The organism is Streptomyces sp. NPDC127068 (genome assembly GCF_042724695.1).
In the GTDB taxonomy this organism is placed as follows: domain Bacteria; phylum Actinomycetota; class Actinomycetes; order Streptomycetales; family Streptomycetaceae; genus Streptomyces.
The window spans coordinates 39,339-64,473 of record NZ_JBHXEN010000027.1 but is presented as its reverse complement, the minus strand read 5'-3'; the positions used below and the strand labels follow the sequence as shown (position 1 = coordinate 64,473).

Sequence of the window (25,135 nt, the reverse complement as noted above, 5' to 3'; positions counted from 1 at the left end):
CATGACCTCCAGCGACACCGAAACCGACCGCGGCGAGCGCCCCGACGTCACCGAACCGGCCGTCCGGGCCGAACTCGCCCGCCTCCGCGACAGCATCGACAACATCGACGCCGCCGTCGTCCACATGCTCGCGGAACGCTTCAAGTGCACCCAGCAGGTGGGCCTGCTCAAGGCCGTCCACCACCTGCCGCCGGCCGACCCCGCACGGGAGTCCGCGCAGATCAGCCGCCTGCGCAGCCTCGCCGAGAACGCCAAGCTCGACCCCGCCTTCGCGGAGAAGCTCCTCAACTTCATCATCGCGGAGGTGATCCGCCACCACGAACAGATCGCGGACGGGTCCGTGACCGGCGGCAGCTGACCCCCGCCCGACCCGACCCACGGCCCGGCACACGGTCCGGCGCACCCGCGTGACACCCGTGCACCCTCCGCGACACCGCGCACCCGCGTGACGCGACGCGGCGCCCCCGGCGGACGGCCACCCCGCGCCCGCCCCGGCCGCCCCGAGACCCCGCCCCGCCCGCCCGACCGGCGGCCCCCGGAGCGGGAGGTCGCGCCCCCGCGCCCCCCGATGCGCCCCGGGAGCCACGAGAACAACAGGCACAAGTGCCCCAGAACGCTCGGGAGCGGACACCGCCTCTGTGCCCCGCGCCCCGCATCGTGCAGCATGAGCAGCATGTCCGTACTGACGCGCGACGAAGCGCACAACCGAGCCAAGCTCCTCGACGTCCAGCACTACACCGTCGACCTGGACCTCACCACCGGCGACGACACCTTCGCCTCCCGCACGGTCATCCGCTTCGTCTCCCGCGCGGACGCGGACACCTTCGTCGAGCTGAAGCCCGCCGTGCTCCACTCCGTCACCCTCGACGGCACCGCCCTCGACCCCGCCGCCCTCGACGACAACCGGCTGCCCCTCACCCTCACCGAGGGCGCCCACGAACTCACCCTCACCGCGACGATGCGCTACAGCCGCACCGGCGAGGGCATGCACCGCTTCACCGACCCCACCGACGGCGAGACGTACGTCTACAGCCAGCTCTTCCTCGACGACGTGCAACGCGTCTACGCCGCCTTCGACCAGCCCGACCTCAAGGCCGTCTTCGACCTCACCGTCACCGCCCCCGCCGACTGGACGGTGCTCGCCAACTCCGTCACCACCGACCACGGCGACGGCCGCTGGACCGCCGCCACCACCCCCCGCATCTCCACGTACCTCCTCGCCGTCGCCGCCGGCCCCTGGCACAGCGTCCGCACCGAACACCGCGGCCTCCCCTTCGGCATCCACTGCCGCCGCTCGCTGGGCGCCTACCTCGACACCGACGCCGACGAGATCCTCGACACCACCAAGGCCCTCTTCGACCGCTACCACGAGAAGTTCGAGGAGCCCTACCCCTTCGACTCGTACGACCAGGCGTTCGTCCCCGAGTTCAACGCCGGAGCCATGGAGAACCCCGGCCTCGTCACCTTCCGCGACGAGTTCGTCTACCGCTCCGCCGTCACCGACACCGAACGCCAGACCCGGGCCATGGTCATCGCCCACGAGATGGCCCACATGTGGTTCGGCGACCTCGTCACCCTCAAGTGGTGGGACGACATCTGGCTGAACGAGTCCTTCGCCGAGTACATGGGCTACCAGACCCTCACCGAGTGCACCCGCTTCACCGGCACCTGGGTCGACTTCGGGGTCGCCCGCAAGGCGTGGGGCTACGACGCCGACCAGCGCCCCACCACCCACCCCGTCGCCCCGGACGCCGTGGACGACACGGCCTCCGCCCTGCTCAACTTCGACGGCATCTCCTACGCCAAGGGCGCCTCCGCGCTCCGCCAACTCGTCGCCTGGCTCGGCGAGAAGGACTTCCTCACCGGCATCAACACGCACTTCGCCCGCCACAAGTTCGGCAACGCCACCCTCGCCGACTTCATCGACTCCATCGCCAGCGCCACCGAACGCGACGTCCCCGCCTGGGCCGACGCCTGGCTGCGCACCACCGGAGTCGACACCCTCACCGCCACCGTCGCCGCCAGACCCGGCACCTGGGCCCTGACCGTCGACCGCGACGGCACCCGCCCCCACCGCGTCACCGTCGGCGTCTACGACCGCGACCTCAACGACGCCGGCGCCCTCGTCCTGCGCGAACGCCTCGACGTCGACGTCCCCCGCACCCGGGACACCGCCCCCCGCACCGGGGTGCGCCCCGCCCTGGTCCTGCCCAACGACCAGGACCACACCTACGCCAAGGTCCGCCTCGACGCGCACTCCGAGGAAACCGCGCTGCGCACCCTCTCCGGCGTTCCCGACCCGCTCGCCCGCGCCGTGCTGTGGAACACCCTGCGCGACATGGTCCGCGACGGCGACCTCGCACCCGGTGCCTACCTCGCCACCGCCGCCGCCCACCTCCCGGCCGAGACGGACCTCGCCCTCGTCCAGGGCGTCCTCACCTTCACCGCCACCCACATCGCCGACCGCTACCTCACCCCCGCCCAGCGCCCCGAAGCGCTGGCCGCCCTCACCGGGATCTGCCGCTCGCTGATCCGCCGCACCGAGGACGGCGAGAACCCCGGACTGCGACTGATCGCCGTCCGCCACTACATCTCCGCGGCGGCGCACCCCGACACCATCGAGGACTGGCTCGCCGACGGCACCGTCCCCGGCGGCCCCGAACTCGACCCCGAACTGCGCTGGCGCATCCTCGGCCGCCTCGCCGTCCTCGGCGCCACCGACCAGGCCGCCATCGACGCCGAACTCGCCCGCGACCCCAGCGCCAGCGGACAGGAGGGCGCCGCCCGCTGCCGCGCCGCGCTCCCCGACCCGGAGGCCAAGCGCGCCGCCTGGGACGCCCTCTTCCACTCCGACGACCACCTCTCCAACTACCTCTTCACCGCCACCGCACAGGGATTCTGGCAGCCCGAGCAGGCCGAGCTCGTCGCCGACTACGTCCCCCGGTACTTCAGCGACGCCATCGCGGTCTCCGCCCGCCGCGGCCCCGCCATCGCCACCGCCGTCGGCCACCACGGCTTCCCCGCGCACGCCGTCGCCCCCGACACCCTCGCCCTCGGCCGGGCCGCCCTGGACGACCCCGCCACCACCCCCGCCCTCCACCGGCGGCTCGCCGACCAACTCGACGACCTCGCCCGCGCCCTACGCGTCCGCGGCACCTGACCACCCCCCGCGGCCCCGCCCCGGCGAGGCCGCCCCCACCCCACGGCGGGTGGACGGGCCACCCGCCCGTCCACCCGCCGTAACTCTTTCGGGTTCCCTTCTTGTGGATCTACGCGACCGCCCCAACCAGGCCGCCAGGCTGGGCATTTCGCGCCCCAGCACCCGAAAGGCACCACCATGAGCGCGCTGCCGCCACTCGCCGGGGGAACCCACGGAGCCACCCACCTCAGACCCCTCGTCGCCACCGTGCTCCGCGCACTCGGCACCGGCGCCGCCACCCGCGGCGGCCCCCTCCCGGCCGGCGGACCCGCCGCCGTCACCCACCGCGTCCGGGCCACCGCCGCACCCGCGATCCCCGAGCAGGGCACCGGAGCCGAAGAGGCCCTGCACACTCTCGTCCGGATGCTCGCCGAAGGCGCCGCCGACCCCGCCGACCCCCTGTGCGCCGCCCATCTCCATTGCCCCCCGCTCGCCGTCGCCACCGCCGCCGACCTCGCCGCCAGCGCCCTCAACCCCTCCCTCGACTCCTGGGACCAGGCCCCCGCCGCCTCCGCCCTCGAAGCCCTCGTCACCACCGAACTCGCCGCCCTCGTCTACCGAGACGCCCCCACCCCCGGACCCGCCACCGAACCCCCCACGGCCCTCGTCACCACCGGCGGCACCGAGTCCAACCAACTCGCCCTGCTCCTCGCCCGGGAACTCCACGGCCGCACCACCCTCGTCTGCGGCGCCAACGCCCACCACTCACTGCGCCGCGCCGCCTGGCTCCTCGGCCTCCCCGAACCCCAGCTGGTCCCCACCCCCACCGGCACCCTCCACCCCGAGGACCTGCACACCGCGCTCAGCCGCGTCCCCGGCCCCGCCCTCGTCGCCGCCACCGCCGGAACCACCGACGCCGGACTCATCGACCCCCTCCCCGACCTCGCCCGGCTCGCCGCCCAGCACGGCGCCCGCCTCCACCTCGACGCCGCGTACGGGGGCGGACTCCTCTTCAGCGACACCCACAGCCACCTCCTCACCGGCATCCACCACGCCCACACCGTCACCCTCGACGCCCACAAACTCGGCTGGCAGCCCGTCGCCACCGGGCTCCTCGCCGTCCGCGACCCCCGCGACCTCGCCCACCTCACCACCCGCGCCGACTACCTCAACGCCGACGACGACACCGAAGCCGGCCTCCCCGACCTCCTCACCCGCTCGCTGCGCACCACCCGCCGCCCCGACGTCCTCAAACTCGCCGTCACCCTCCGCGCCCTCGGCCGCCACGGCATCGGCGCCCTCGTCGACCAGGTCTGCGCCCGCGCCCACGTCCTCGCCGACCTCATCACCCGCCGCCCCCACCTCGAACTCCACGCCGCCCCCATCATCAGCACCGTGCTCTTCCGCCCCCGGGACGCCGACGACCACCACCTCGCCGCCCTCCGCCGCCGCCTCCTCCACGACGGGGACGCCGTCCTCGGCCGCGCCCACGCGGACGGCCGCCTCTGGCTCAAGGCCACCCTCCTCAACCCCCACACCAGCCCCCACGACCTCACCACCCTCCTCGACCTGGTGGAAGGACACCCCCGCTGATGACCCCCACCCCGCCGCCCGCAGTGCCCGCAGTGCCCCCGGCGAGTTCCGCGCCCCGCCGGGACCCCGGGACCCCTCGCGACCTCATCGGCATCGGCATCGGCCCCTTCAACCTGTCACTGGCCGCCCTCGCCCACCCCCTCGCCACCCTCGACACCGCCTTCTACGACCCCCACCCCGGCTTCCGCTGGCACCCCGGGCTCCTCATCGACGGCGCCACCCTCCAAGTCCCCTTCCTCGCCGACCTGGTGACCCTCGCCGACCCCGCCAGCCCCTGGAGCTTCCTCAACTACCTCCGCGCCCACGAACGCCTCTACCCCTTCTACTTCTCCGAGCGCTTCCACATCCCGCGCACCGAGTACGACGCCTACTGCCGCTGGGTGAGCGACCACCTCCCCACCCTCCACTTCGGCCATCACGTCGACACCATCCGCTGGAACCCCGAACGCGCCCTCTTCGACGTCGAGTTCACCCGAACCGGACCGGACGGCGAGCCCGGGCCCACCGGTCGGGCCCTGGCCAAGAACATCGCCCTCGGCATCGGCACCGCCCCCCACGTCCCCGACCCCCTGCGCCCCCTCGCCGCCGACCCCGGCGTCCCCGTCCACCACTCCGCCGACTACCTCACCCACCGCGCACGCCTCCTCGCCGCCGACCACGTCACCGTCATCGGCTCCGGCCAGTCCGGCGCGGAGATCTTCCTCGACCTGCTGCGCCACCGGCCCCCCGGACGCGAACGCCTCCACTGGCTGGCCCGCACCGAGGCGTTCGCCCCCATGGAGTACTCCAAACTCGGCCTCGAACACTTCACCCCGGACTACACCCACTACTTCCACGGGCTCGCCGAACCCGTCCGGGACGGCCTCGTCCCCCGACAGTGGCAACTCCACAAGGGCATCGACACCGAGACCATCAGCGCCATCCACGAGGAGCTGTACCGGCGCACCCTGCACGGCGGTTGGCCCGACGCCGTCCTCACCCCGGGCGTCACCGTCCGCACCGCGGGACGCGTCGCCACCACCCGGGTCGAACTCCATCTGGAACACGCCCAGCAGCGCACCCGCAGCCGCCTCACCACCGACGCCGTCGTCCTCGCCACCGGCTACCGCGAACGCCCCCTGACCCCCCTGCTCGCCGAACTCACCCCCCACCTGCGCCACGACGCCTCCGGACGGCTCCGCGTCGACCGACACCAACGCCTCGTCCTGGCCCCCTCCCTGGGCGCCACCGGCCGCCACCTCTACGTCCAGAACGCGGAACGCCACACCCACGGCGTCGGCACCCCGGACCTGGGGCTCGCCGCCTGGCGCAGCGCCACCATCCTCAACTCCGTGACCGGCAAGAACCCCTACCCGCTGCCCGCCCGCACCGCCTTCACCACCTTCGGGCTCAGCCGGCCCGCACCCGTCGGCCCCGTCGGGGAACTGACGCTCACCCCCCTCAAGGAAGCCCGCTGACCGCCCCCGCTGATCCGCCCCCACCCCCTCGGGCCACCGCCAGCGGACCCCGTCGCACCCCGCTCGCCTCCGACGCCCGCGCCCGTCGGTCCCGTCCCCGTGCCACAGTGGCCCCATGACCACCCCTCAGCACCCCGCCGAGTCCACCGCGCTGCCCTACGGCACCCCGGACACCCCCCGGCTCGCCGTCCGCGGGGAGGCCCACCTCGAAGCCGCCCCCGAGACCGCCCGCATCACCGTCACCCTCACCGCCCGCGACACCGACCGCACCCGGCTGTTGACCAACCTCACCCGTCGCAACACCGCCACCCTCGACCTGATCCGCGCCCAGGGGGACGCCGTGGAGCACCTGGAGACCGGCACCCTCACCCTCACCCCGCACCTCACCAAGCGCGGCCGGGCCGACCACGTGCGCCACTACCAGGGGCACATCCACCTCACCGCGGAACTCGGCGACTTCGACGTGCTCGGCGAACTCACCACCCGGCTCGCCGACCAGGACCTCACCCGGGTCGAGGGCCCCTGGTGGGGCCTGCGCCCCACCTCGCCCCTGCACCGCGAGGTCCGTCGGCGGGCCGTCCACGACGCGGTCACGCGGGCCCGGGAGTACGCCGAGGCCCTCGGCACCACCGTCGCCCACCTGGTCGAACTCGCCGACATCGGCGCCGATACGCCGGCCGGCGCCGACTGGAGCCCCGCAGCGGCCCGAGGCTTCAGGTCCGCCGGGTCCGCCGGGTTCGCCGGCGGCGCCGGCGGCGCCGTCAAGGGTGCTGACGCCCCGCCGCTCGACCTCGAACCCCAGCGCCAGTACGTCAACGCCGCCGTGCACGCCCGCTTCACCCTCGTCCCGCCGCGTCTGTGACCCGGCCCGCCCGGCTTTTCCCCGGTGGCTGCTCGCGGCTACCCCGCGTGCCCGAATAGCCGCACCCCGGCGTCGGGAAATGCTCATCGGAGCACCCCTGTGCACAATTCAACAGTTGTTAAAACCCTTTCATGCAAAGGATGTTGGGCAGTCACCTCATACCAATTTCCTACCCGTCAGTAAGCTCTACTCTCGAACCATGCGCCGAGCAAAAATCGTCTGTACCCTGGGCCCCGCCGTCGACTCGTACGACCAGATCAAGTCACTGGTCGAAGCCGGAATGGACGTAGCCCGCTTCAACCTCAGCCACGGCTCCTACGCCGACCACGAGGAGCGCTACCACCGCGTCCGCAAGGCTTCCGACGAGACCGGCCGCAGCGTCGGCGCCCTCGCCGACCTTCAAGGCCCGAAGATCCGGCTCGGTCGCTTCACCGAAGGTCCCGTACTCCTTGAACGCGGGGACACCTTCACCATCACCGTCGAGGACGGCGTCCAGGGCGACCGCCACACCTGCGGGACCACGTACGACGGCCTCGCCGCCGACGTGACCACGGGCGAACGCATCCTCGTGGACGACGGCAAGGTCACCCTCGAAGTCGTCGCCGTGGACGGCCCGCGGGTGCGCACCACCGTCATCGAGGGCGGCATGGTCTCCGACCACAAGGGCCTGAACCTCCCCGGTGTCGCCGTCTCCGTCCCCGCGCTCTCCACCAAGGACCAGGACGACCTCCGCTGGGCATTGCGCACCGGGTTCGACGTCATCGCCCTTTCCTTCGTCCGGAGCGGACAGGACATCAGGGACGTCCATCGCATCATGCGGGAAGAGGGGCGATTCGTTCCGGTCATCGCCAAGGTCGAAAAGCCCCAGGCCGTCGACAACATCGAGGGCATCGTCGCCGCATTCGACGGCATCATGGTGGCCCGTGGTGACCTCGGCGTCGAAATGCCCCTGGAGCAGGTTCCGCTCGTGCAAAAGCGGGCCGTCAAACTCGCCAGGCGCAATGCCAAGCCCGTCATCGTCGCCACCCAGATGCTCGACTCGATGATCGAGAACTCCCGGCCGACCCGCGCGGAGGCGTCCGACGTCGCCAACGCCGTCATCGACGGCACCGACGCCGTCATGCTCTCCGGCGAGACGAGCGTGGGGAAGTACCCCGTCGAGACCGTGCGGACCATGGCGCGCATCGTCGAGGCGGCCGAGGAGGACCTCCTCGCCAAGGGCCTGCCGCCCCTCGACGAGGCCAACAAGCCCCGTACGCAGGGCGGAGCGGTAGCCAGGGCCGCCGCCGAGATGGGTGACTTCCTCGGCGCCAAGTTCCTGGTCGCCTTCACCCAGTCCGGTGACACCGTCAAGCGGCTGTCCCGCTACCGCTCGCCGATCCCCCTGCTCGCCTTCACGCCCGACCCGGCGACGCGCTCCCAGCTCAACCTCACCTGGGGCGTCGAGACCTTCCTGGGCCCGCACGTCGACTCCACCGACGCGATGGTCGAGCAGGTCGACGAGCAACTGCTGAAGATCGGCCGCTGCAAGAAGGGCGACACGGTGGTGATCACCGCCGGCTCCCCGCCCGGGGTCTCCGGCTCCACCAACCTGGTCCGCATCCACCACATCGGGGACAACCCGTCCTGACGGACCGCCGCGGGTACGCGGCCACCGAGACCCGCCGGGCGAGGACGCACGACTTTCCCGGCGGGTACGGCGTGGCCACCCTGCGTGAGCACGGCTGCTTCGGGTAGAAAAAAAGCGGAGGTTCACACCGAGGTGAACTTCCGCTTCAAGCGTGCCGGGTGCGGGATTCGAACCCGCACGTCCTTTCGGACAGATGTGTTTGAGACATCAGCGTCTGCCATTCCGCCAACCCGGCAGGGCACCCGAGCAGCATACCGGGTCGGCGCCCGTGTCCGCTGCTGGGTAGGCTGCATTGCCACGACAGACAGGCCCGCCACGAGGAGCCCCAGGTGACCGCCCCCGAGCCGCCCCAGCCCGTAGAAGACGACGACAAGTCGCACGTGCCTCCCCTGACGACCCGCGTCGTCATCGCCGAGGACGAGGCACTCATCCGCCTCGACCTCAAAGAGATGCTGGAGGAAGAGGGCTACAGCGTGGTCGGCGAGGCGGGCGACGGCGAGCGGGCCGTCGAACTGGCCCGGGAACTCCGTCCGGACCTGGTCATCCTGGACGTGAAGATGCCGAAGCTGGACGGGATCTCCGCCGCCGAGCGCATCGCGGAGGACTCGATCGCCCCGGTCCTGATGCTGACCGCGTTCTCCCAGCGGGACCTGGTCGAGCGGGCGCGCGACGCGGGCGCGATGGCGTACCTGGTGAAGCCGTTCAGCAAGAGCGACGTCGTGCCGGCGATCGAGATGGCGGTCTCGCGCTTCACGGAGCTGCGCACGCTGGAGCAGGAGATCGCGGACCTGACGCAGCGCCTGGAGACACGGAAGCTGGTGGACCGGGCCAAGTCGGTGCTCCAGACCGAGTACGGCCTGTCGGAGCCCGCCGCGTTCCGCTGGATCCAGAAGACGTCGATGGACCGTCGGCTGTCGATGCGGGAGGTCGCGGAGGCCGTGATCGAGGACGGCAAGGAGCGCCGGGCCGCGAAGGACCAGCAGCAGTAGGCACGCGCACCGCGGTACGCGGGAGGCCCGCCGCCCGGGAGGGGATCTCCGGGCGGCGGGCCTCGTCGTGTACGGGGTCAGTCCTCGCCGAGGTACGCCTTGCGGACCGACTCGTCGTGGAGGAGGTCGGGCCCGGCGCCGGACAGGACGATCTTGCCGATCTCCATCACGTGCCCCTGGTCGGCGAGGGAGAGCGCGGCCTGGGCGTTCTGTTCGACGAGCAGGATGGTGGTGCCCTGGGCCTTGAGCTCGGCGATGGTGGCCATGATCTTCTGCATCATGATCGGCGAGAGGCCCATGGACGGCTCGTCGAGCATGAGCAGTTTGGGGCGGGACATCAGGGCGCGGCCCATGGCGAGCATCTGCTGCTCGCCGCCGGAGAGCGTGCCGGCGGCTTGTCTGCGGCGTTCGCCGAGGATGGGGAAGAGGTCGTAGGCGCGCTGGACGTCCTGCTGGATGCCCTCGGTGTCCTTGCGGAGGAAGGCGCCGAGTTGGAGGTTCTCCTCGATGGTGAGCCGGGGGAAGATGTGGCGGCCTTCGGGGGAGTGGGCGAGCCCGAGGGCGACGATCTTGTGGGCGGGGGTGGCGCCGAGGGGGGTGCCGGCGAAGGTGATGCTGCCGCTGAGCGGTTTCAGGAGGCCGGAGATGGTGCGCAGGGTGGTGGTCTTCCCCGCTCCGTTGGTGCCGATGAGGGTGACGACCTGTCCCGCGTCCACGGTGAAGGAGATGCCCTTGACGGCCTCGATCTTGCCGTAGGCGACCTTGAGGTCCTTGACTTCCAGGAGCGCGGTCACGGGGTGTCCCCTTCCGGGCGGGTGGCGCGGGTGCCTTCGTGCGGGCCGCCGGACGGGGCCTCGGGCGGTGTCTCGCGCGGGGCGTCGGCTTCCGCGGAGCCACCGGCCGGGTCGGTGTGGGCGGCGGCCTCGGCGGCGACGACCTCGGCGAGGGCGGAGTCCTCGGGCGCCCCGTCGAAGGGGGTGCCGAGGTAGGCGGCGATCACGCGTTCGTCGCTCTGGACCACGCTGCTGGTGCCTTCGACCAGCTTCTCGCCCTGGACGAGACAGGCGACCCGGTCGCAGAGGTTGAAGATGAAGCGCATGTCGTGCTCGATGACGAGGACGGCGATGCCCTGGTCCCGGATGGCGAAGACGAGCTCTTCGGTGGTGCGGGTCTCCTGGGGGTTCATGCCGGCGGTGGGCTCGTCGAGGAGGAGGAGCCCGGGGTCGCTGGCGAGGGCCCGGGCGATCTCCAGTTTGCGCTGCTCGCCGTAGGGGAGGTTGCGCGCGAGGTGGTCGCGTTTGCGGGCGAGCCCGATGAAGTCGAGGAGCTCCATCGCGCGTTCCTCGGACTCACGTTCGGCCTTCTTGAACCCGGGGCCGCGCAGCAGCGCGGACCAGAGCCCTTCCTTGGTGCGGGTGTGCCGTCCGACGAGCACGTTCTCCAGGACGGTCATGTTGGCGAAGAGCCGGATGTTCTGGAAGGTGCGGGCGATGCCGGCCTGGGTGACGAGGTGGGGTTTGGGCGGGAGGACGGTGCCCCGGTAGGCGACGGTGCCTTCGGTGGGGACGTAGAGCCCGGTGAGGCAGTTGAAGAAGGTCGTCTTCCCGGCGCCGTTGGGGCCGATGAGACCGACGATCTCGCCGGCGTTGACGGTGAAGTCCACGGACCGCACGGCGGTGAGGCCGCCGAAGCGCATGGTGACGCCGGTGGCTTCGAGGAGGGTGGGGCCGGCGGTGGCGGTGGTGGTGTCGGTGCTCATGGTGGTCACGCCCCCGCCTTGGTGGTGTGCGCGCCGGGGCCCGGTTCGAGCCCTCGATCGGGGACGTCGAGTTGCCCGGTTTCGTGGAATTCGAGTTGCTGGCGGCGGTTGGCGATGATGCCTTCGGGGCGGAAGCGCATGAGGAGCACCAGGGCGATGCCGAAGGCGAGCAGGGACTTGTCCTGGAGGAAGACGAGCTTCTCCGGCAGCAGGTAGAGGAGCGCGGCGCCGAGCAGGGGCCCGCTGACGGTGCCCATGCCGCCCAGGACGACGGCGGCGAGGAGGAACGCGGAGTTGGGCGGGGTGGACCCGGCGAACTGGTAGGGGTTCGGGACCACGCTGTAGGTGACGTGGGCGCTGACGGTGCCGGCGAGCCCGGCGAGCGCGGCGCCGAGGGCGAAGGCGATGAGCTTGACGCGGAAGCCGTTGATGCCCATGGCGGTGGCGGCGGTCTCGTCCTCGCGGATGGCGACCCAGGCCCGGCCGATGCGGGAGTCGGCGGCCCGGTTGTAGACGAGGACCACGATGGCCATGATCACGACCATCAGCAGGTAGTAGTTGGCGAACCGACCGAGAGTGATGCCGGCGACCTGGTGGCTCTCACCGAAGTCGAATCCGAACATCGTGAGGTCGGGGATGGAGGGGATGCCGTTGGGGCCGTTGGTGATGTCGGGGCCGGATTCGCCGTCGAGGTTGTTGACGGCGATGCGGAAGATCTCCCCGAAGCCCAGGGTGACGATGGCGAGGTAGTCGCCGCGCAGGCGCAGGGTGGGGGCGCCGATCAGGACGCCGAAGATCAACGAGGCGGCGGCGCCGGTGAGGGCGGCGGCCCAGAAGGGGAACTGCACCCCCGAGAAGCGGGAGAACTCGGAGCCGGAGACCAGGGCGGCGGCGTAGGCGCCGACACCGAGGAAGGCCACGTACCCGAGGTCGAGGAGTCCGGCGAGGCCGACGACGATGTTGAGGCCGAGGGCGACGGTGCCGAAGATGAGGATGTTGACGCCGATGTTGGCGTAGTGGTCGTTGGTCTGGGTGAACGGGAAGACGATGGCCGCGGCGAAGCCCATGGCCAGGGTGAAGGCGCGGTTGTCGGCGGCGAGCCGGGAAAGCCGGTCGACGATCCCGGCGGTGCTGAGCGCCCAGATACCGAAGACCACCACGATCAGGTAGCCGATGAAGGTCTCGCCCTCTTCGGAGGGGGTGTCCACCCCGAAGGTGAAGACGCCCAGTCCGGCGAAGGCGACCAGGGTGATCACGGCCCGCTGCACCCAGGGCGCGAGGGGGGAGGGCGCGGGTATCCGGTCGGGCTTCTTGACCAGCGGGCGCAGCGCGGCGGTCCGTGCCGCGGTGCCGTCGGCGGGGGGCGGCGCCTGCTGGGGGAGGGCCAGTGCGCCGATCAGGGGCAGGGCGGCGGCCACCGCGGCGACGTAGGCCCCGGGTTCGAGGTTCGCCAGGCCGCCGAGGGTGACGGCGATCGCGATGACGGTGAACCAGGTGGTGGCGAAGAGGCCGAGTGCGGTGAGGGCGAGGGGGGCGTCGCCGCCACCCGGGTTCAGCCGGCGCACGCCGGGCACGCCGTAGGAGGCGAGCGCGTAGAGGGCGGTGAGCACGCCGGCGATGAGGGTCATCCACTGGAGCCCGCCGGGGTACCCGTAGACGGTGAGGTCACCGGGGAAGTTACTGGTCCAGGTCCAGGCGAGGAAGGGCGAGACGGTGCTCGCCAGGCCGCCGGCGAGGACCAGGGCACGGGCTGCGGGGGTCGGCAGCGGCAGCAGCGCGGTGGTGCGCGGGGTGGTCGTCATGGTGGTCACGCCCTGTCCGCGACGCGCTCGCCGAGCAGGCCCTGGGGCCGGAACAGCAGGACGAGGATGAGGAGGCAGAAGGCCCAGACGTTGGCCCAACTGGAGCCGCCGAGCTGTTCCATGCCGGGGATGCCGTCGATGTAGGCGCTGGCGAGGGTTTCGGCGATGCCGAGCACCACTCCGCCGAGCATGGCGCCGTAGATGTTGCCGATGCCGCCGAGCACGGCGGCGGTGAACGCCTTGAGGCCCATGATGAAGCCCATGCGGTACTCGACGTGACCGTACTTGAAGCCGTAGGCGACGGCGGCGACCGCGGCGAAGAATCCGCCGATGGCGAAGGCGATCACGATGATGCGGTTGGTGTCGATGCCCATGAGCTGCGCGGTGTCGGGGTCCTGCGCGGTGGCCTGCATGGCGCGTCCGGTGCGACTGCGCCGGACGAAGAGGGCGAGGGAGGTCATGCAGACGGCGGCGATGCTGATCAGGAAGACGTCGGCGTTGGTGACGGTGAGGGTGCCGATCTCGTAGCTGCCCCCGCCGAGTTCGGGGAAGACGCGGGGCTTGTCGGCGCGGGGGTAGAAGTTGCGGACGACTTCCTGGAGGGCCAGGGAGAGGCCGATGGCGGTGATGAGGGGGGCGAGCCGTGGTGCTCCGCGCAGGGGGCGGTAGGCGAAGCGTTCGGCTCCCACGGCGAAGAGGACGGCGAAGAGTCCACCGCCGATGAGCATCAGCGGCAGGGCCGCCCAGATCGAGGTGCCGGCCGGCAGGACGTAGGCGTAGATGGTCAGCGCGCCGAAGCCGCCGATCATGAAGATCTCGCCGTGCGCGAAGTTGATCAGCTGGACGATGCCGTAGACCATCGTGTATCCGATGGCGATCAGCCCGTACATCGAGCCGAGGAGCAGCCCGTTGGCCAGCTGCTGCGGCAGAGTGTTCACCGCGTGGCCTCCATGGTCACTGGGGGTGGGCAGGGCGGGGCCAGACGAGGGGCCGCGCGGTGGGGATCTGCCTGCCGCGCGGCCCTGGGCGGAACCGGTGCCGTCTGGTGGTGCGGGGGTCGTGGTGCGGGCGGGTCAGCCGTTGTAGGTACCGGTCTTGACGGCTTCCCACTTGCCGCCCTTGACCTGGTACACGGTCAGCTGCTTGTTGGTGGTGTCTCCGAACTCGTCGAAGGAGACCTTGCCGGCGATGCCTTCGAAGTCGCTCTTGCCGACCTCTTCGACGACCTTCTTGCGCAGGTCGTCCCCGGTGGGCAGCTTGTCGCCGTTCGCTTCCTTGACCGCCTTGACGGCGTTGACGATGGCGGTGGCGGCGTCGTAGGAGTAGCCGCCGTAGGTGCCGTAGTCGCCCTTGTAGCCCTTGGCCTTGTAGGTGTCGATGAACTGCTTGGCTGCGGGGAGGGTGTCGACGGGCACGCCGACGGAGGTCACGAGGTCGCCTTCGGAGGTGCCACCGGCGGTCTCGATGTAGGTGGGGGTGAACATGCCGTCGCCGCCGAAGAGCGGGATCTTCGCCCCGGCCTCCTTCAACTGCTTGGTGATGAGCTGGGACTCGTCGTACTGGCCGCCGTAGTAGACGAGGTCGGCCTTGGCGTCCTCGATCTTGGTGACGAGGGCGCCGAAGTCCTTGTCGCCGGTGTTGACGCTGTCGGTGCCGACGACGGTGCCGCCGAGCTTCTTGAACTGCTCGCGGAAGATCTTCGCCAGGCCGGCGCCGTAGGTCTGCTTGTCGTCGACGACGAAGACCTTCTTCTTCTTGAGCCCGTTGTACGCGTAGTCCGCGGCGAAGCCGCCCTGGAGGGCGTCGGTGGTGGCGGTGCGGAAGTACGTGGGGTAGCGGCGCTTCTTGTTGCCGCTCTGCCAGTCCTTGCCCTGGGTCAGGGCGGGGTCGGTGTTGGAGGGGCTGATCTGCACCAGGTTGGCGGAGGCGAACACCTGCTGCATGGTCTGGGCGACGCCCGAGTTGAGCGGGCCGACCACGCCCACGACCTGTTCGTCCCCCACGAGGGCCGAGGCGTTCTGCTGACCGGTGGCGGGCTGGGCCTTGTCGTCAAGTGCTTTGAGTACGAATTTCACGCCGGGGACGAGCTTCTTTTTGTTCGCGTCGTCAATGGCGATCTTGACGCCGTACTGGATGCCGAGTCCGGTGGCGGAATTCTCGCCGGACAGGGGCGCGTCCACTCCGATGGTGAGGGTGGTGTCGCCGCCTGAGTCGTCTCCGGAGCCCCCGTCGTCGCGTGATCCACAAGCGGTGAGGGTGAGCGCTCCGGTGGTGAGAACGGAGGTGAGTATCAGCAAAGAGCGCTGTCGCACAATCAGTCCTTTCCGCCGACAGGTCCGTCCCTGTTTGGGTCGGAACAATGCCGGGCTGGTACCGAACTCCCGATGGAGCGGTGACTGGCGGTGACTCTAAGCCTGAGCCCCGGCCCGGGGCAGTGGCGTGGGCGCGCTTGTGACTCTCTTGTTATGACGGGCCGGAATTTACGATTCCGCTCCTTGTCGTTCGGATGGCTTCGGCGGTTTCTCCGTGTGGTCCACATTCTGAGAGTCCGCACTTCCGCTTGGTGGTGCGGTGGGTGCCGGAGAAGGGGCGTTTGATGATCGTTTTGACCGTCCGGAAATGATCGATAATTTAGATGCCGCTAACATTGAGATGTTCAACGAGTATTGCTTCCGTGTTACGTAGCGTGAAGTTTTCCGAGGAGGGTTCGGTATTCAGTGGGAGTTCGAAGTGAACGTCCCTCTATGTCCGCTCCTGGGGTGTGTGATGTCCGGGCTTTCCCGGCAACGGAGGGAATCGATGGTGATACGGAGAAGGGTTTCTGGGATTCCTGTGAATGTTGAACGGGTCGTCCGCCCGCCGCGTCGCGCCGGTCCGGTGACTGCCGGAGCGGGCTGCGGCGACGCGGCGTCCCGGTCGGGGGCTTGACGCGCGTCACCGCCGCGCCCGCACGGCATCGGAGTGCTCGTCGGGTGTCGTGCGGGCGGAAAGCGGGCGCGGTGGGGTGGTTCGCCCTGGTCCGGGCTGATCCCGGGGCCGCTGGGGTGCCCGATTTCCGGACGCGAACACCGGGCGGCACCTGGTGGTGCGCGGCGCGGTGCCCGAGGGGGCCCACCGGCCGGTGGGAGCGGCCCGTGCGTGGCGGGCCGGCTCGCTACGGGGTCGTGGTCGTTCCCGCGGGCGGGTGCGCCGGAGGGGCTGCCGGTGCGTACGGCCTGCACGGCACGAGGGGTGACGGGGCGTCCGCACCGGGGGAACGGGCCGGTCAGGGGGGCGGTGGGCGTCTCGCTGGGTGACCGGGGTCGAGGGGGCGACGGGCCGACCGGCCCGGAGCGTCGAAAGCCGCCGTGCGCAGGGGTGGACGGGTCGCCGCGCTGTCCGCATGGTGGACAAGGTGGCCCCTGGAGGGGGGAACCGGGTGGTCACCCGGCCCGTCCCCGGAGTCGCCTGCCCGCGGCGGCGTCCTCCGGGGCCGTCCCGGGTCAGCTCGCCCGGGTGCCCGCCTCGCGGAGCAGGCAGGTGAGACGGGCGGTACACACCCGCCGGTCCTCCGCATCGGTGATGACGACCTCGTACGTGGCGGTGGAACGGCCCCGGTGGACGGGGACGGCCACGCCGGTGACGACGCCGGAGCGCACGCCGCGGTGGTGGGTGCAGTTGAGGTCCACGCCCACCGCGATCTTGCCGGCGCCGCCGTGCAACATCGCACCGATGGATCCCAGGGTCTCCGCGAGCACGGCCGAGGCGCCGCCGTGCAGGAGTCCGTACGGTTGGGTGTTGCCCTCGACGGGCATGGTGGCGACGACGCGCTCGGCGGACGCCTCGACGAGTTCGATGCCCATCCGGGTGCCGAGGTGCCCGGCCGAGAACAGGGACGGCAGGTCGACGCCCAGGCTCGCGTACTCGTCGATGACCTCTTGCGGGAACTTCACGGCCTGCTGTTCGCCCACGGGTCCACTCCGTTCGGATTCGTCCACGTCCGTGCGTGTCGGGTGCACCTGACACGCCGGACCCGTTCTATCAGGTCGACTGAGCGAACGCTTAGGCGGTGGTGGACGGTTCCAGTCGGACGACGACGGACTTGCTCGCGGGCGTGTTGCTGGTGTCGGCGGTCGAGTCGAGGGGGACGAGGACATTGGTCTCCGGGTAGTACGCGGCGGCGCACCCCCGGGCGGTCGGGTAGTGGACGACCCGGAACCCCGGTGCCCGGCGGTCGACCCCGTCACGCCACTCGCTGACCAGATCGACGTACGACCCGTCCGCGAAGCCGAGCGTCCGGGCGTCCTCGGGGTGCACCAGCACCACGCGGCGACCGTTCTTGATGCCCCGGTAACGGTCGTCGAGTCCGTAGACGGTGGTGTTGTACTGGTCGTGGGAGCGCAAGGTCTGGAGCAGCAGCCGACCGGCGGGCACCCGGGGGTACTCGACGGGCGCGGCGGTGAAGTTGGCCTTCCCGGTGGCGGTGGGGAAACGGCGCTCGTCGCGCGGTGCGTGGGGCAGGGTGAAGCCGCCGGGCCGCGCGATCCGGACGTTGAAGTCCTCGAAGCCCGGGACCACCCGGGCGATGCGGTCGCGGACGGTGGCGTAGTCGCCGGCGAACTCCTCCCAGGGGGTGCTGCTCCGGCCGCCGAGGACGGCGCGCGCGAGACGGCACACGATGGCCGGCTCGGAGAGCAGCTCCGGGCCCGCCGGGGCGAGGCGCCCGCGGGAGGCGTGCACCATCCCCATGGAGTCCTCGACGGTGACGAACTGCTCGCCGTGCGCCTGGAGGTCGCGCTCGGTGCGTCCGAGGGTCGGGAGGATCAACGCGCGGGCCCCGGTGACCACGTGCGAACGGTTGAGCTTGGTGGAGACGTGCACGGTCAGCCGGGCGCGCCGCATCGCCGCCTCGGTGACCTCGGTGTCGGGGGACGCCGAGACGAAGTTGCCGCCCATCGCGAGGAAGACCTTCGCGTCGCCGTCGCGCAGCGCGCGGATCGCCCGCACCACGTCGTAGCCGTGGGCGCGCGGCGGCGCGAAGCCGAACTCCCGCTCCAGGGCGTCGAGGAAGGCGGGCGCCGGGCGCTCGAAGATGCCCATCGTCCGGTCGCCCTGCACGTTGGAGTGGCCGCGCACCGGGCACACGCCCGCACCGGGGCGGCCGATCGCACCGCGCAGCAGCAGGAGGTTGACGACCTCGCGGATGGTGGGGACGGAGTGCTTGTGCTGGGTGAGGCCCATCGCCCAGCACACGACCGTGCGCCGGGAGGCGAGGACCATGCGCAGCGCCTCCTCGATCGCGCCGCGCTCCAGCCCGGTGGCGGCCAGCGTCTCGTCCCAGTCGGCGCTGCGGGCGACCGCCGCGAACTCCTCGTACCCGTGGGTGTGTTCCCGGACGAACGCGCGGTCGACGCCGTCTTCGGCGTCGAGCAGCAGTCGGTTCAGCAGCCGGAACAGGGCCTGGTCGCCGCCGATGCGGATCTGGAGGAACAGGTCCGTGAGCGCGGTGCCCCTCGCCAGGCCCTTGGGGGTCTGGGGGTTCTTGAACCGTTCCATGCCGGCCTCGGGCAACGGGTTCACCGTGATGATCCTCGCGCCGGACGCCTTGGCCTTCTCCAGCGCGGTGAGCATCCGCGGGTGGTTCGTCCCCGGGTTCTGCCCGGCGACGACGATCAGGTCCGCCCGGTACAGGTCCTCCAGCAGCACACTGCCCTTGCCGACCCCCAGCGTCTCGGTGAGCGCGGAGCCGGAGGACTCGTGGCACATGTTCGAGCAGTCCGGGAGGTTGTTGGTGCCGAACTCGCGGACGAACAGCTGGTACAGGAACGCGGCCTCGTTGCTGGTGCGGCCCGAGGTGTAGAAGACGGCCTCGTCGGGCGAGCCCAGGGCGTTCAGCTCCTCGGCCACGATCGCGAAGGCCCGGTCCCAGCCGACCGGTTCGTAGTGCTCCGCGCCCTCGGCCAGGTACATCGGGTGGGTGAGGCGCCCCTGCTGACCGAGCCAGTAGCCGCTGCGCTCGGCGAGGTCGGCCACCGAGTGCGCGGCGAAGAACGCGGGAGCGACCCGCCGCAGGGTCGCCTCCTCGGCGACGGCCTTCGCCCCGTTCTCGCAGAACTCGGCCGCGTGCCGGTGCTCGGGCTCGGGCCAGGCGCACCCCGGGCAGTCGAAGCCGTCCTTCTGGTTGACCCGGAGCAGGGTGAGTGCGGCGCGCCGCACCCCCATCTGCTGCTGCGCCGCGCGCAGGCCGTGGCCGATGCCGGGCAGCCCGGCCGCCGAGTGCGGGGGCGGGGACACCTCGGGGGAGTCCTGCACCGGGTCGCTCTGGGGCGGTTTGCTGGCCATCTCGGCTCCTCGTCGAGCAGCGGGTCCGGTCGCCGCGGTGATCACGGCCCCCCGATCCTCCCACGGGGGTGTGACAGGGCCCCGGCGGCGGGCGGCGGCGGAGTCCGCTGTCAGTGGAGCGTGGCAGGATCGGGGGCGTGGCAGAGACAGCATCGAAGAAGACCGGGACGGCAGCGGGCGCGGACGGCGACCGACCGCGGCTGCTCCTCATGGACGGGCACTCACTGGCGTACCGCGCGTTCTTCGCGCTGCCCGCGGAGAACTTCACCACCGCGACGGGCCAGCCGACGAACGCGATCTACGGTTTCGCGTCGATGCTGGCGAACACCCTGCGTGACGAGGCGCCCACGCACTTCGCGGTGGCGTTCGACGTCTCCCGCAAGACGTGGCGCTCCGAGGAGTTCACCGAGTACAAGGCGAACCGTTCGAAGACCCCCGACGAGTTCCGCGGCCAGGTCGAGCTGATCGGCGAACTGCTCGACGCGATGCACGCGGAGCGCTTCGCGGTCGACGGCTTCGAGGCCGACGACGTCATCGCGACCCTGGCGACGCGCGCCGAGGCCGAGGGCTTCGAGGTGCTGATCGTCACGGGCGACCGCGACTCGTTCCAACTGGTCAGCGAGCACACCACGGTGCTCTACCCGACGAAGGGCGTGTCGGAGCTGACCCGGTTCACCCCGGAGAAGGTCCAGGAGAAGTACGGCCTGACGCCCGCGCAGTACCCGGACTTCGCCGCCCTGCGCGGCGACCCGTCCGACAACCTGCCCGGCATCCCCGGAGTGGGCGAGAAGACGGCCGCGAAGTGGATCAACCAGTTCGGTTCGTTCGCGGAGCTGGTGGAACGCGTCGACGAGGTCAAGGGCAAGGTCGGCCAGAACCTCCGCGACCACCTGGACGCCGTGAAGCTGAACCGCCGGCTCACCGAACTGACCCGGGACGTGGAACTGCCGCGCACGGTCACCGAGCTGGCCCGCGCCCCCTACGACCGCACGGCCGTGGCGATGGTCCTGGACACGCTGGAGATCCGCAATCCGTCGCTGCGGGAGCGGCTGCTCGCGGTGGACCCGGGAGCGATCGCCGAGGAGCCGGTGGTCGAGGCGGGCGTCGAGGTCGACGGCACGGTGCTGGCCACGGGCGAGGTCGCCCCCTGGCTCGCCGAGCACGGCGGCCGGCCCCTCGGCCTGGCCGTGGTGGACACCTGGTCGCTCGGCTCGGGCACGGTCACCGAGATCGCGCTCGCCGCGGCGGACGGGGCGGCGGCCTGGTTCGACCCGGCCCAGCTCGACCAGGCCGACGAGAACGCCTTCGCCGCCTGGCTGGCCGACCCCGCCGCCCCGAAGGTGCTGCACAACGCCAAGAACGTCATGCGGGTCTTCGCCGAGCACGGCTGGAGCATCGACGGCATCACGATGGACACCGCGCTCGCCGCGTACCTGGTGAAGCCGGGCCGCCGCTCCTTCGCGCTCGACGCGTTGACCCTGGAGTACCTCGGCCGGGAGTTGGCGCCCGCGTCGGCGGCCGACGGCCAGTTGGCGTTCGGCGCGGACGAGCAGGCGGAAGCGGACGCACTGATGGTGCAGGCGCGGGCCGTCCTCGACCTCGGCGGGGCCTTCGAGGTGCGGCTGCCGGAGGTCGGCGCCGCAGACCTGCTGCGGGACGTGGAACTGCCCACCTCGGAGCTGCTGGCACGGATGGAACGGCACGGCATCGCGGCCGACCGGGCCCATCTCGAATCCATGGAGCAGATGTTCGCCGGTGCGGTCCAGCAGGCGGTGAAGGAGGCCCACGCCTCGGTGGGCCACGAGTTCAACCTCGGTTCGCCCAAGCAGCTCCAGGAAGTGTTCTTCGGCGAGCTCGACCTGCCGAAGACCAAGAAGACCAAGACGGGGTACACCACCGACGCGGACGCCCTGGCCTGGCTCGCCACCCAGACCGATCACGAACTGCCCGTCGTCATGCTGCGCCACCGCGAGCAGGCGAAGCTGCGGGTCACGGTCGAGGGCCTGATCAAGACGATCGCCGCGGACGGCCGCATCCACACCACCTTCAACCAGACCGTGGCGGCCACGGGACGGCTGTCCTCCACGGAACCGAACCTCCAGAACATCCCGGTCCGCACCGACGAGGGCCGCGCGATCCGTCGCGGGTTCGTCGTCGGCGAGGGCTTCGAGTCCCTGATGACCGCGGACTACAGCCAGATCGAACTGCGGGTCATGGCCCACCTGTCGGAGGACGAGGGCCTCATCGAGGCGTTCACCTCCGGCGAGGACCTGCACAGCACCGTCGCCTCGCAGGTCTTCGGGGTGGAGCGGTCCGCGGTGGACGCGGAGATGCGTCGCAAGATCAAGGCCATGTCCTACGGCCTCGCGTACGGACTGTCGGCGTTCGGCCTCTCCCAGCAGCTCACCATCGAGGCGGCGGAGGCCCGCGCCCTGATGGACACCTACTTCGAGCGCTTCGGCGGAGTCCGCGACTACCTCCACCGCGTGGTGGAGGAGGCCCGCGCCACGGGCTACACGGAGACCCTGTTCGGTCGTCGCCGCTACCTCCCCGACCTCAACAGCGACAACCGCCAGCGCCGTGAGATGGCCGAGCGCATGGCCCTGAACGCACCGATCCAGGGCACCGCCGCGGACATCGTCAAGATCGCCATGCTGAACGTCGACCGAGCGATGCAGGAGGCCCGGCTGACCTCGCGCATGCTCCTCCAGGTCCATGACGAAATCGTCCTGGAGGTGGCGCCCGGGGAGCGGGAACCCCTGGAGGAACTGGTCCGCCGCGAGATGGCGGCCGCGGTGCGGCTGCGGGCCCCGCTGGACGTGTCCGTGGGGTCCGGCAGCGACTGGGAGTCCGCCGCGCACTGACGGCCCCGGCCGCCGGCCGCACCGGGGCGGGTCACCCGCTTGGACCGCGCCCCCGGGACACCGGGGAGCCGCACCGCGAGGATGCCGTGCATGGGTCTCAACCTGCGTGCGAGCCTCACCGCGGGGGTCGCCACGGCGGTGGCGGTGCTGCTGGCACCGATATCCGCGGTGGGTGCCGCCGCCGAGGGCGCGCGGTCCGCGGTGCTGCGCCGCGCCGACCGGGAACGGGATCTCGCCGCCCCACCGCCTTCGGGTGGTGGGGCGGCTTCGTCGTGGTCGCGTCGGTTGCGCGCGCTGCGGCCGTGGGGGAGGGCGCGCGGGACCGGGGCGCGGTGTGCGGCGGCGAGTGTTCGCCGCGCGTCCCCGACCGCCTTCCGCTGGCCGCCGGGGGCGGCCGCCCTGCCGCACTCCTTCGCCCGGCGCCTTCGCCGGAGCGGCACGCGGAACCGCCCACCGCGTCGTACGGGCTGAACCCGCGGGGCCCGGCGGAGGCACGGGGCGCTTGGATGCTTGGGCCTGATGGCCTGATGGCCTGGAGGGGCTGAGGGGACTGGGGCTCGGGGGAGACGGTCTGCCGGTCGTACCGCGCTCGGGGCGGGCCGCTGCTCGTCCCGGCGTGGAACTGACGGGGCGTCCGCCGCGTGGAATCCGGTGAGCGGTCTCCGACGGGGAACGCCTACCGCCGGGCTCCGTATCCGCCCATCCCCCATAGGTGAATCAATCACCTTAATTCGGGTGTGAACCCATGTCTCCGAACAGGAAGTTGCCGTAGGGTCACAGCGTGCGTGAGGGACCGCGCGCGCGGGATCTGTCAGCGGCGGAGAGGAGAACTGGTTCAATGGCGGCGTACCTCGGCAGAAGGCTGTGCAAGGGAGCGGCGACCACCGCCGTCGCGGCGTTGGCCGTGGCGGCACTGTCCGCGTCGGGCGCACCCGGTGCGCAAGGAGTCACCGACTCGGCGTCCGGGCTCCAGTCCGCCGACAACGCACCGGGCTTCCAGGGCGGTGACCCTTCGGCCACCGGTGACTCGCCCTACTACACCGAACTGCCGCCGCTCAAGAGCCCGGCCGTACCGCCCACTGCCGGTGAGACGGCCAACGGGGGAAGATCGGAGTCGGGTATACCGGCGACCGTGCTCGACGCCTACAAGCGGGCCGAATCCTCGCTGCGTTCCTCCCAACCGCAGTGCAACCTCCCCTGGGAGCTGCTCGCCGCGATCGGCAAGGTCGAATCGGGCCACGCCCGCGGCGGCCAGGTCGACGGCAACGGCACCACGACGTCCCCGATCCTCGGTCCCGTCCTCGACGGCAACGGCTTCGCGAACATCTCGGACACCGACAACGGGGCGTTCGACGGCGACTCGACGTACGACCGCGCCGTCGGACCGATGCAGTTCATCCCCTCCACCTGGGGTCAGGGCGGACCGGACGGCCAGGGGTGGGGCGCCGACGCCAACGGAGACGGCAAGCGCGACCCCAACAACATCTACGACGCCGCGCTCGCCGCCGGACGTTACCTCTGCGCGGGCGGTCGGGACCTCACGAAGGCGCCCCAACTCCGCGCGGCGATCCTCAGCTACAACCGGTCCACCGAGTACGCGAACACCGTGCTGTCGTGGCTGGAGTACTACCGCGAGGGCACCCACGAGATTCCCGACGGCTCCGGCTCCGTGCCCCGGGACCGCAGTGACGGGGGCTCCGGCGGCGGAGGCGGCGACGGCTCGGGCAACCGCCCGGGTTCGTCCACCCCCCGCTCCGGCGACGACGACAAGGGCAACGGCGACGACAAGAACGGCGGCAACGGCGACAACGACAAGCCGCGCAGCCCTTCGAAGCCCGGTCCGACCCCGTCGCCCGACCCCGACGACCCCACCAAGCCGCCCGGTGGTGCCGATCCGAGCGACCCGCCCACCACCCCGCCCACGACTCCGCCGACGACTCCGCCCACGACACCTCCGACCACCCCGCCCACGAGCCCGCCCACCTCCACCCCGACCGACTCGGTGAAGCGGTTGGCGAACGCGAGCGGCGGGCGACTCACGGCGACCGCGGGCGGGACCTTCGCCCACGCCGCCAAGGTCCGTGCGCAGAACAAGTCGGGCGATCCGGTGGGCAAGGTGCGCGTCCGCTTCAGTCTCGTCGGCGACACCGACGCCACCTTCCCCGGTGGCGAGCGCGTCGCCACCGTCCTCACCGACCGGGCCGGCATCGCCACCGCGCCGGCGCTGGTGGCGGGCGAGAAGGTCGGCCGCTTCCTCGTGCGCGCCGCTCTCGTCGGGCGTGCGGTGCAGACCGACCTTCCGGTGACCGTGACCGCTCGCCAGGCCGACGCCCTCGTCCGCACCGGCGACAAGGAACTGATCTGCGTGCCCGGCGCCCAGTTCGCGGACGCCGTCGAGGTCAAGGCCACCTACAAGGGCGCTGCCGCCGCCCGCGTCGCGGCCTCGGCCACCCTGGTCACGTCGGCCGAGGACGCCACCCCGAACGACAAGGGCCCGCACTTCAAGGACGCCGCAGGCAAGCCCGTGCGCACCCTCACCGGCCTCGTCACCGACAAGGACGGACTGCTGCGGCTGCCGCAGCTGCACGCCGACGAGGCCGTCGGCACCTTCCTGCTGCGCATCGCCACCGCCGGGGGCGCCACGCTCACGGTGGAACTGAAGGTCGAGGCCCCGCCCGCGACCTGATCCGCTGCCCCGCCCGCCCCCGCGTCCACCGGC

General features: G+C 71.5%; 16 protein-coding genes and 1 tRNA gene. 9 read left to right on the top strand and 8 right to left on the bottom strand.

Annotated features, from left to right (window positions below):
- Nucleotide 1 precedes the first annotated feature (1 nt).
- The 6 genes from ACFWIA_RS18700 to pyk all read left to right on the top strand — a co-directional run bounded on the left by ACFWIA_RS18700 (nucleotide 2) and on the right by pyk (nucleotide 8,681).
- On the top strand, nucleotides 2-358 hold the full coding sequence (locus ACFWIA_RS18700; protein ID WP_387006182.1) for a chorismate mutase: 357 nt from the start codon (nucleotides 2-4) through the stop codon (nucleotides 356-358).
- Nucleotides 359-664: 306 nt separating this feature from the next.
- The gene (gene pepN / locus ACFWIA_RS18695; protein WP_387006179.1) at nucleotides 665-3,160 is read left to right on the top strand and encodes an aminopeptidase N; all 2,496 of its coding nucleotides are present in this window, start codon (nucleotides 665-667) and stop codon (nucleotides 3,158-3,160) included.
- A 177-nt stretch (nucleotides 3,161-3,337) separates the two neighbouring features.
- Nucleotides 3,338-4,732, top strand: coding sequence for a pyridoxal phosphate-dependent decarboxylase family protein (locus ACFWIA_RS18690; protein WP_387006176.1), 1,395 nt, complete (start codon nucleotides 3,338-3,340; stop codon nucleotides 4,730-4,732).
- A complete protein-coding gene (locus ACFWIA_RS18685; protein ID WP_387006173.1) occupies nucleotides 4,732-6,189 on the top strand; it encodes a lysine N(6)-hydroxylase/L-ornithine N(5)-oxygenase family protein in 1,458 nt (485 codons plus the stop codon). Before ACFWIA_RS18690 ends, ACFWIA_RS18685 begins: the two co-directional genes overlap by 1 nt.
- 115 nt (nucleotides 6,190-6,304) lie before the next feature.
- Nucleotides 6,305-7,051 carry an SIMPL domain-containing protein gene (locus tag ACFWIA_RS18680; RefSeq protein ID WP_387006170.1) on the top strand — a complete coding sequence of 249 codons (747 nt, stop codon included), beginning with the start codon at nucleotides 6,305-6,307 and terminating at the stop codon, nucleotides 7,049-7,051.
- 199 nt (nucleotides 7,052-7,250) lie between these two features.
- Nucleotides 7,251-8,681, top strand: a complete 1,431-nt coding sequence (gene pyk, locus ACFWIA_RS18675) for a pyruvate kinase (protein WP_387006168.1) — start codon at nucleotides 7,251-7,253, stop codon at nucleotides 8,679-8,681.
- Nucleotides 8,682-8,833: 152 nt separating this feature from the next.
- Here the strand turns inward: pyk and ACFWIA_RS18670 are convergent.
- Nucleotides 8,834-8,916 (bottom strand) — tRNA-Leu (locus ACFWIA_RS18670).
- A gap of 94 nt (nucleotides 8,917-9,010) precedes the next feature.
- Here ACFWIA_RS18670 and ACFWIA_RS18665 point away from each other — a divergent pair.
- Nucleotides 9,011-9,670, top strand: a complete 660-nt coding sequence (locus ACFWIA_RS18665; protein WP_387006165.1) for an ANTAR domain-containing response regulator — start codon at nucleotides 9,011-9,013, stop codon at nucleotides 9,668-9,670.
- Between the two features lie 77 nt (nucleotides 9,671-9,747).
- Here ACFWIA_RS18665 and ACFWIA_RS18660 read toward each other — a convergent pair whose 3' ends face one another.
- From ACFWIA_RS18660 to ACFWIA_RS18630, 7 genes are all read right to left on the bottom strand, one after another.
- A complete protein-coding gene (locus tag ACFWIA_RS18660; RefSeq protein ID WP_387006162.1) occupies nucleotides 9,748-10,464 on the bottom strand; it encodes an ABC transporter ATP-binding protein in 717 nt (238 codons plus the stop codon).
- Complete coding sequence (locus ACFWIA_RS18655; RefSeq protein WP_387006277.1) at nucleotides 10,461-11,429, bottom strand: ABC transporter ATP-binding protein; 969 nt, start codon at nucleotides 11,427-11,429, stop codon at nucleotides 10,461-10,463. Before ACFWIA_RS18655 ends, ACFWIA_RS18660 begins: the two co-directional genes overlap by 4 nt.
- Before the next feature lie 5 nt (nucleotides 11,430-11,434).
- Nucleotides 11,435-13,240 (bottom strand): branched-chain amino acid ABC transporter permease, encoded by a 1,806-nt coding sequence (locus ACFWIA_RS18650; RefSeq protein WP_387006159.1) that lies wholly within the window; start codon nucleotides 13,238-13,240, stop codon nucleotides 11,435-11,437.
- On the bottom strand, nucleotides 13,237-14,169 hold the full coding sequence (locus ACFWIA_RS18645) for a branched-chain amino acid ABC transporter permease (RefSeq protein WP_385485452.1): 933 nt from the start codon (nucleotides 14,167-14,169) through the stop codon (nucleotides 13,237-13,239). The genes ACFWIA_RS18650 and ACFWIA_RS18645 overlap by 4 nt, the downstream gene beginning before the upstream one ends.
- Before the next feature lie 135 nt (nucleotides 14,170-14,304).
- Complete coding sequence (locus ACFWIA_RS18640) at nucleotides 14,305-15,528, bottom strand: branched-chain amino acid ABC transporter substrate-binding protein (RefSeq protein WP_387006274.1); 1,224 nt, start codon at nucleotides 15,526-15,528, stop codon at nucleotides 14,305-14,307.
- 1,185 nt (nucleotides 15,529-16,713) lie between these two features.
- A complete protein-coding gene (locus ACFWIA_RS18635; RefSeq protein ID WP_387006156.1) occupies nucleotides 16,714-17,181 on the bottom strand; it encodes a PaaI family thioesterase in 468 nt (155 codons plus the stop codon).
- A 91-nt stretch (nucleotides 17,182-17,272) separates the two neighbouring features.
- Nucleotides 17,273-19,552, bottom strand: a complete 2,280-nt coding sequence (locus ACFWIA_RS18630; RefSeq protein WP_387006154.1) for an FdhF/YdeP family oxidoreductase — start codon at nucleotides 19,550-19,552, stop codon at nucleotides 17,273-17,275.
- A 137-nt stretch (nucleotides 19,553-19,689) separates the two neighbouring features.
- Between ACFWIA_RS18630 and polA the strand changes: the two genes are divergently transcribed.
- Nucleotides 19,690-22,416 carry a DNA polymerase I gene (polA, locus tag ACFWIA_RS18625; RefSeq protein WP_387006151.1) on the top strand — a complete coding sequence of 909 codons (2,727 nt, stop codon included), beginning with the start codon at nucleotides 19,690-19,692 and terminating at the stop codon, nucleotides 22,414-22,416.
- Nucleotides 22,417-23,254: 838 nt separating this feature from the next.
- The gene (locus tag ACFWIA_RS18620) at nucleotides 23,255-25,102 is read left to right on the top strand and encodes a lytic transglycosylase (protein WP_387006148.1); all 1,848 of its coding nucleotides are present in this window, start codon (nucleotides 23,255-23,257) and stop codon (nucleotides 25,100-25,102) included.
- Nucleotides 25,103-25,135: the final 33 nt, after the last annotated feature.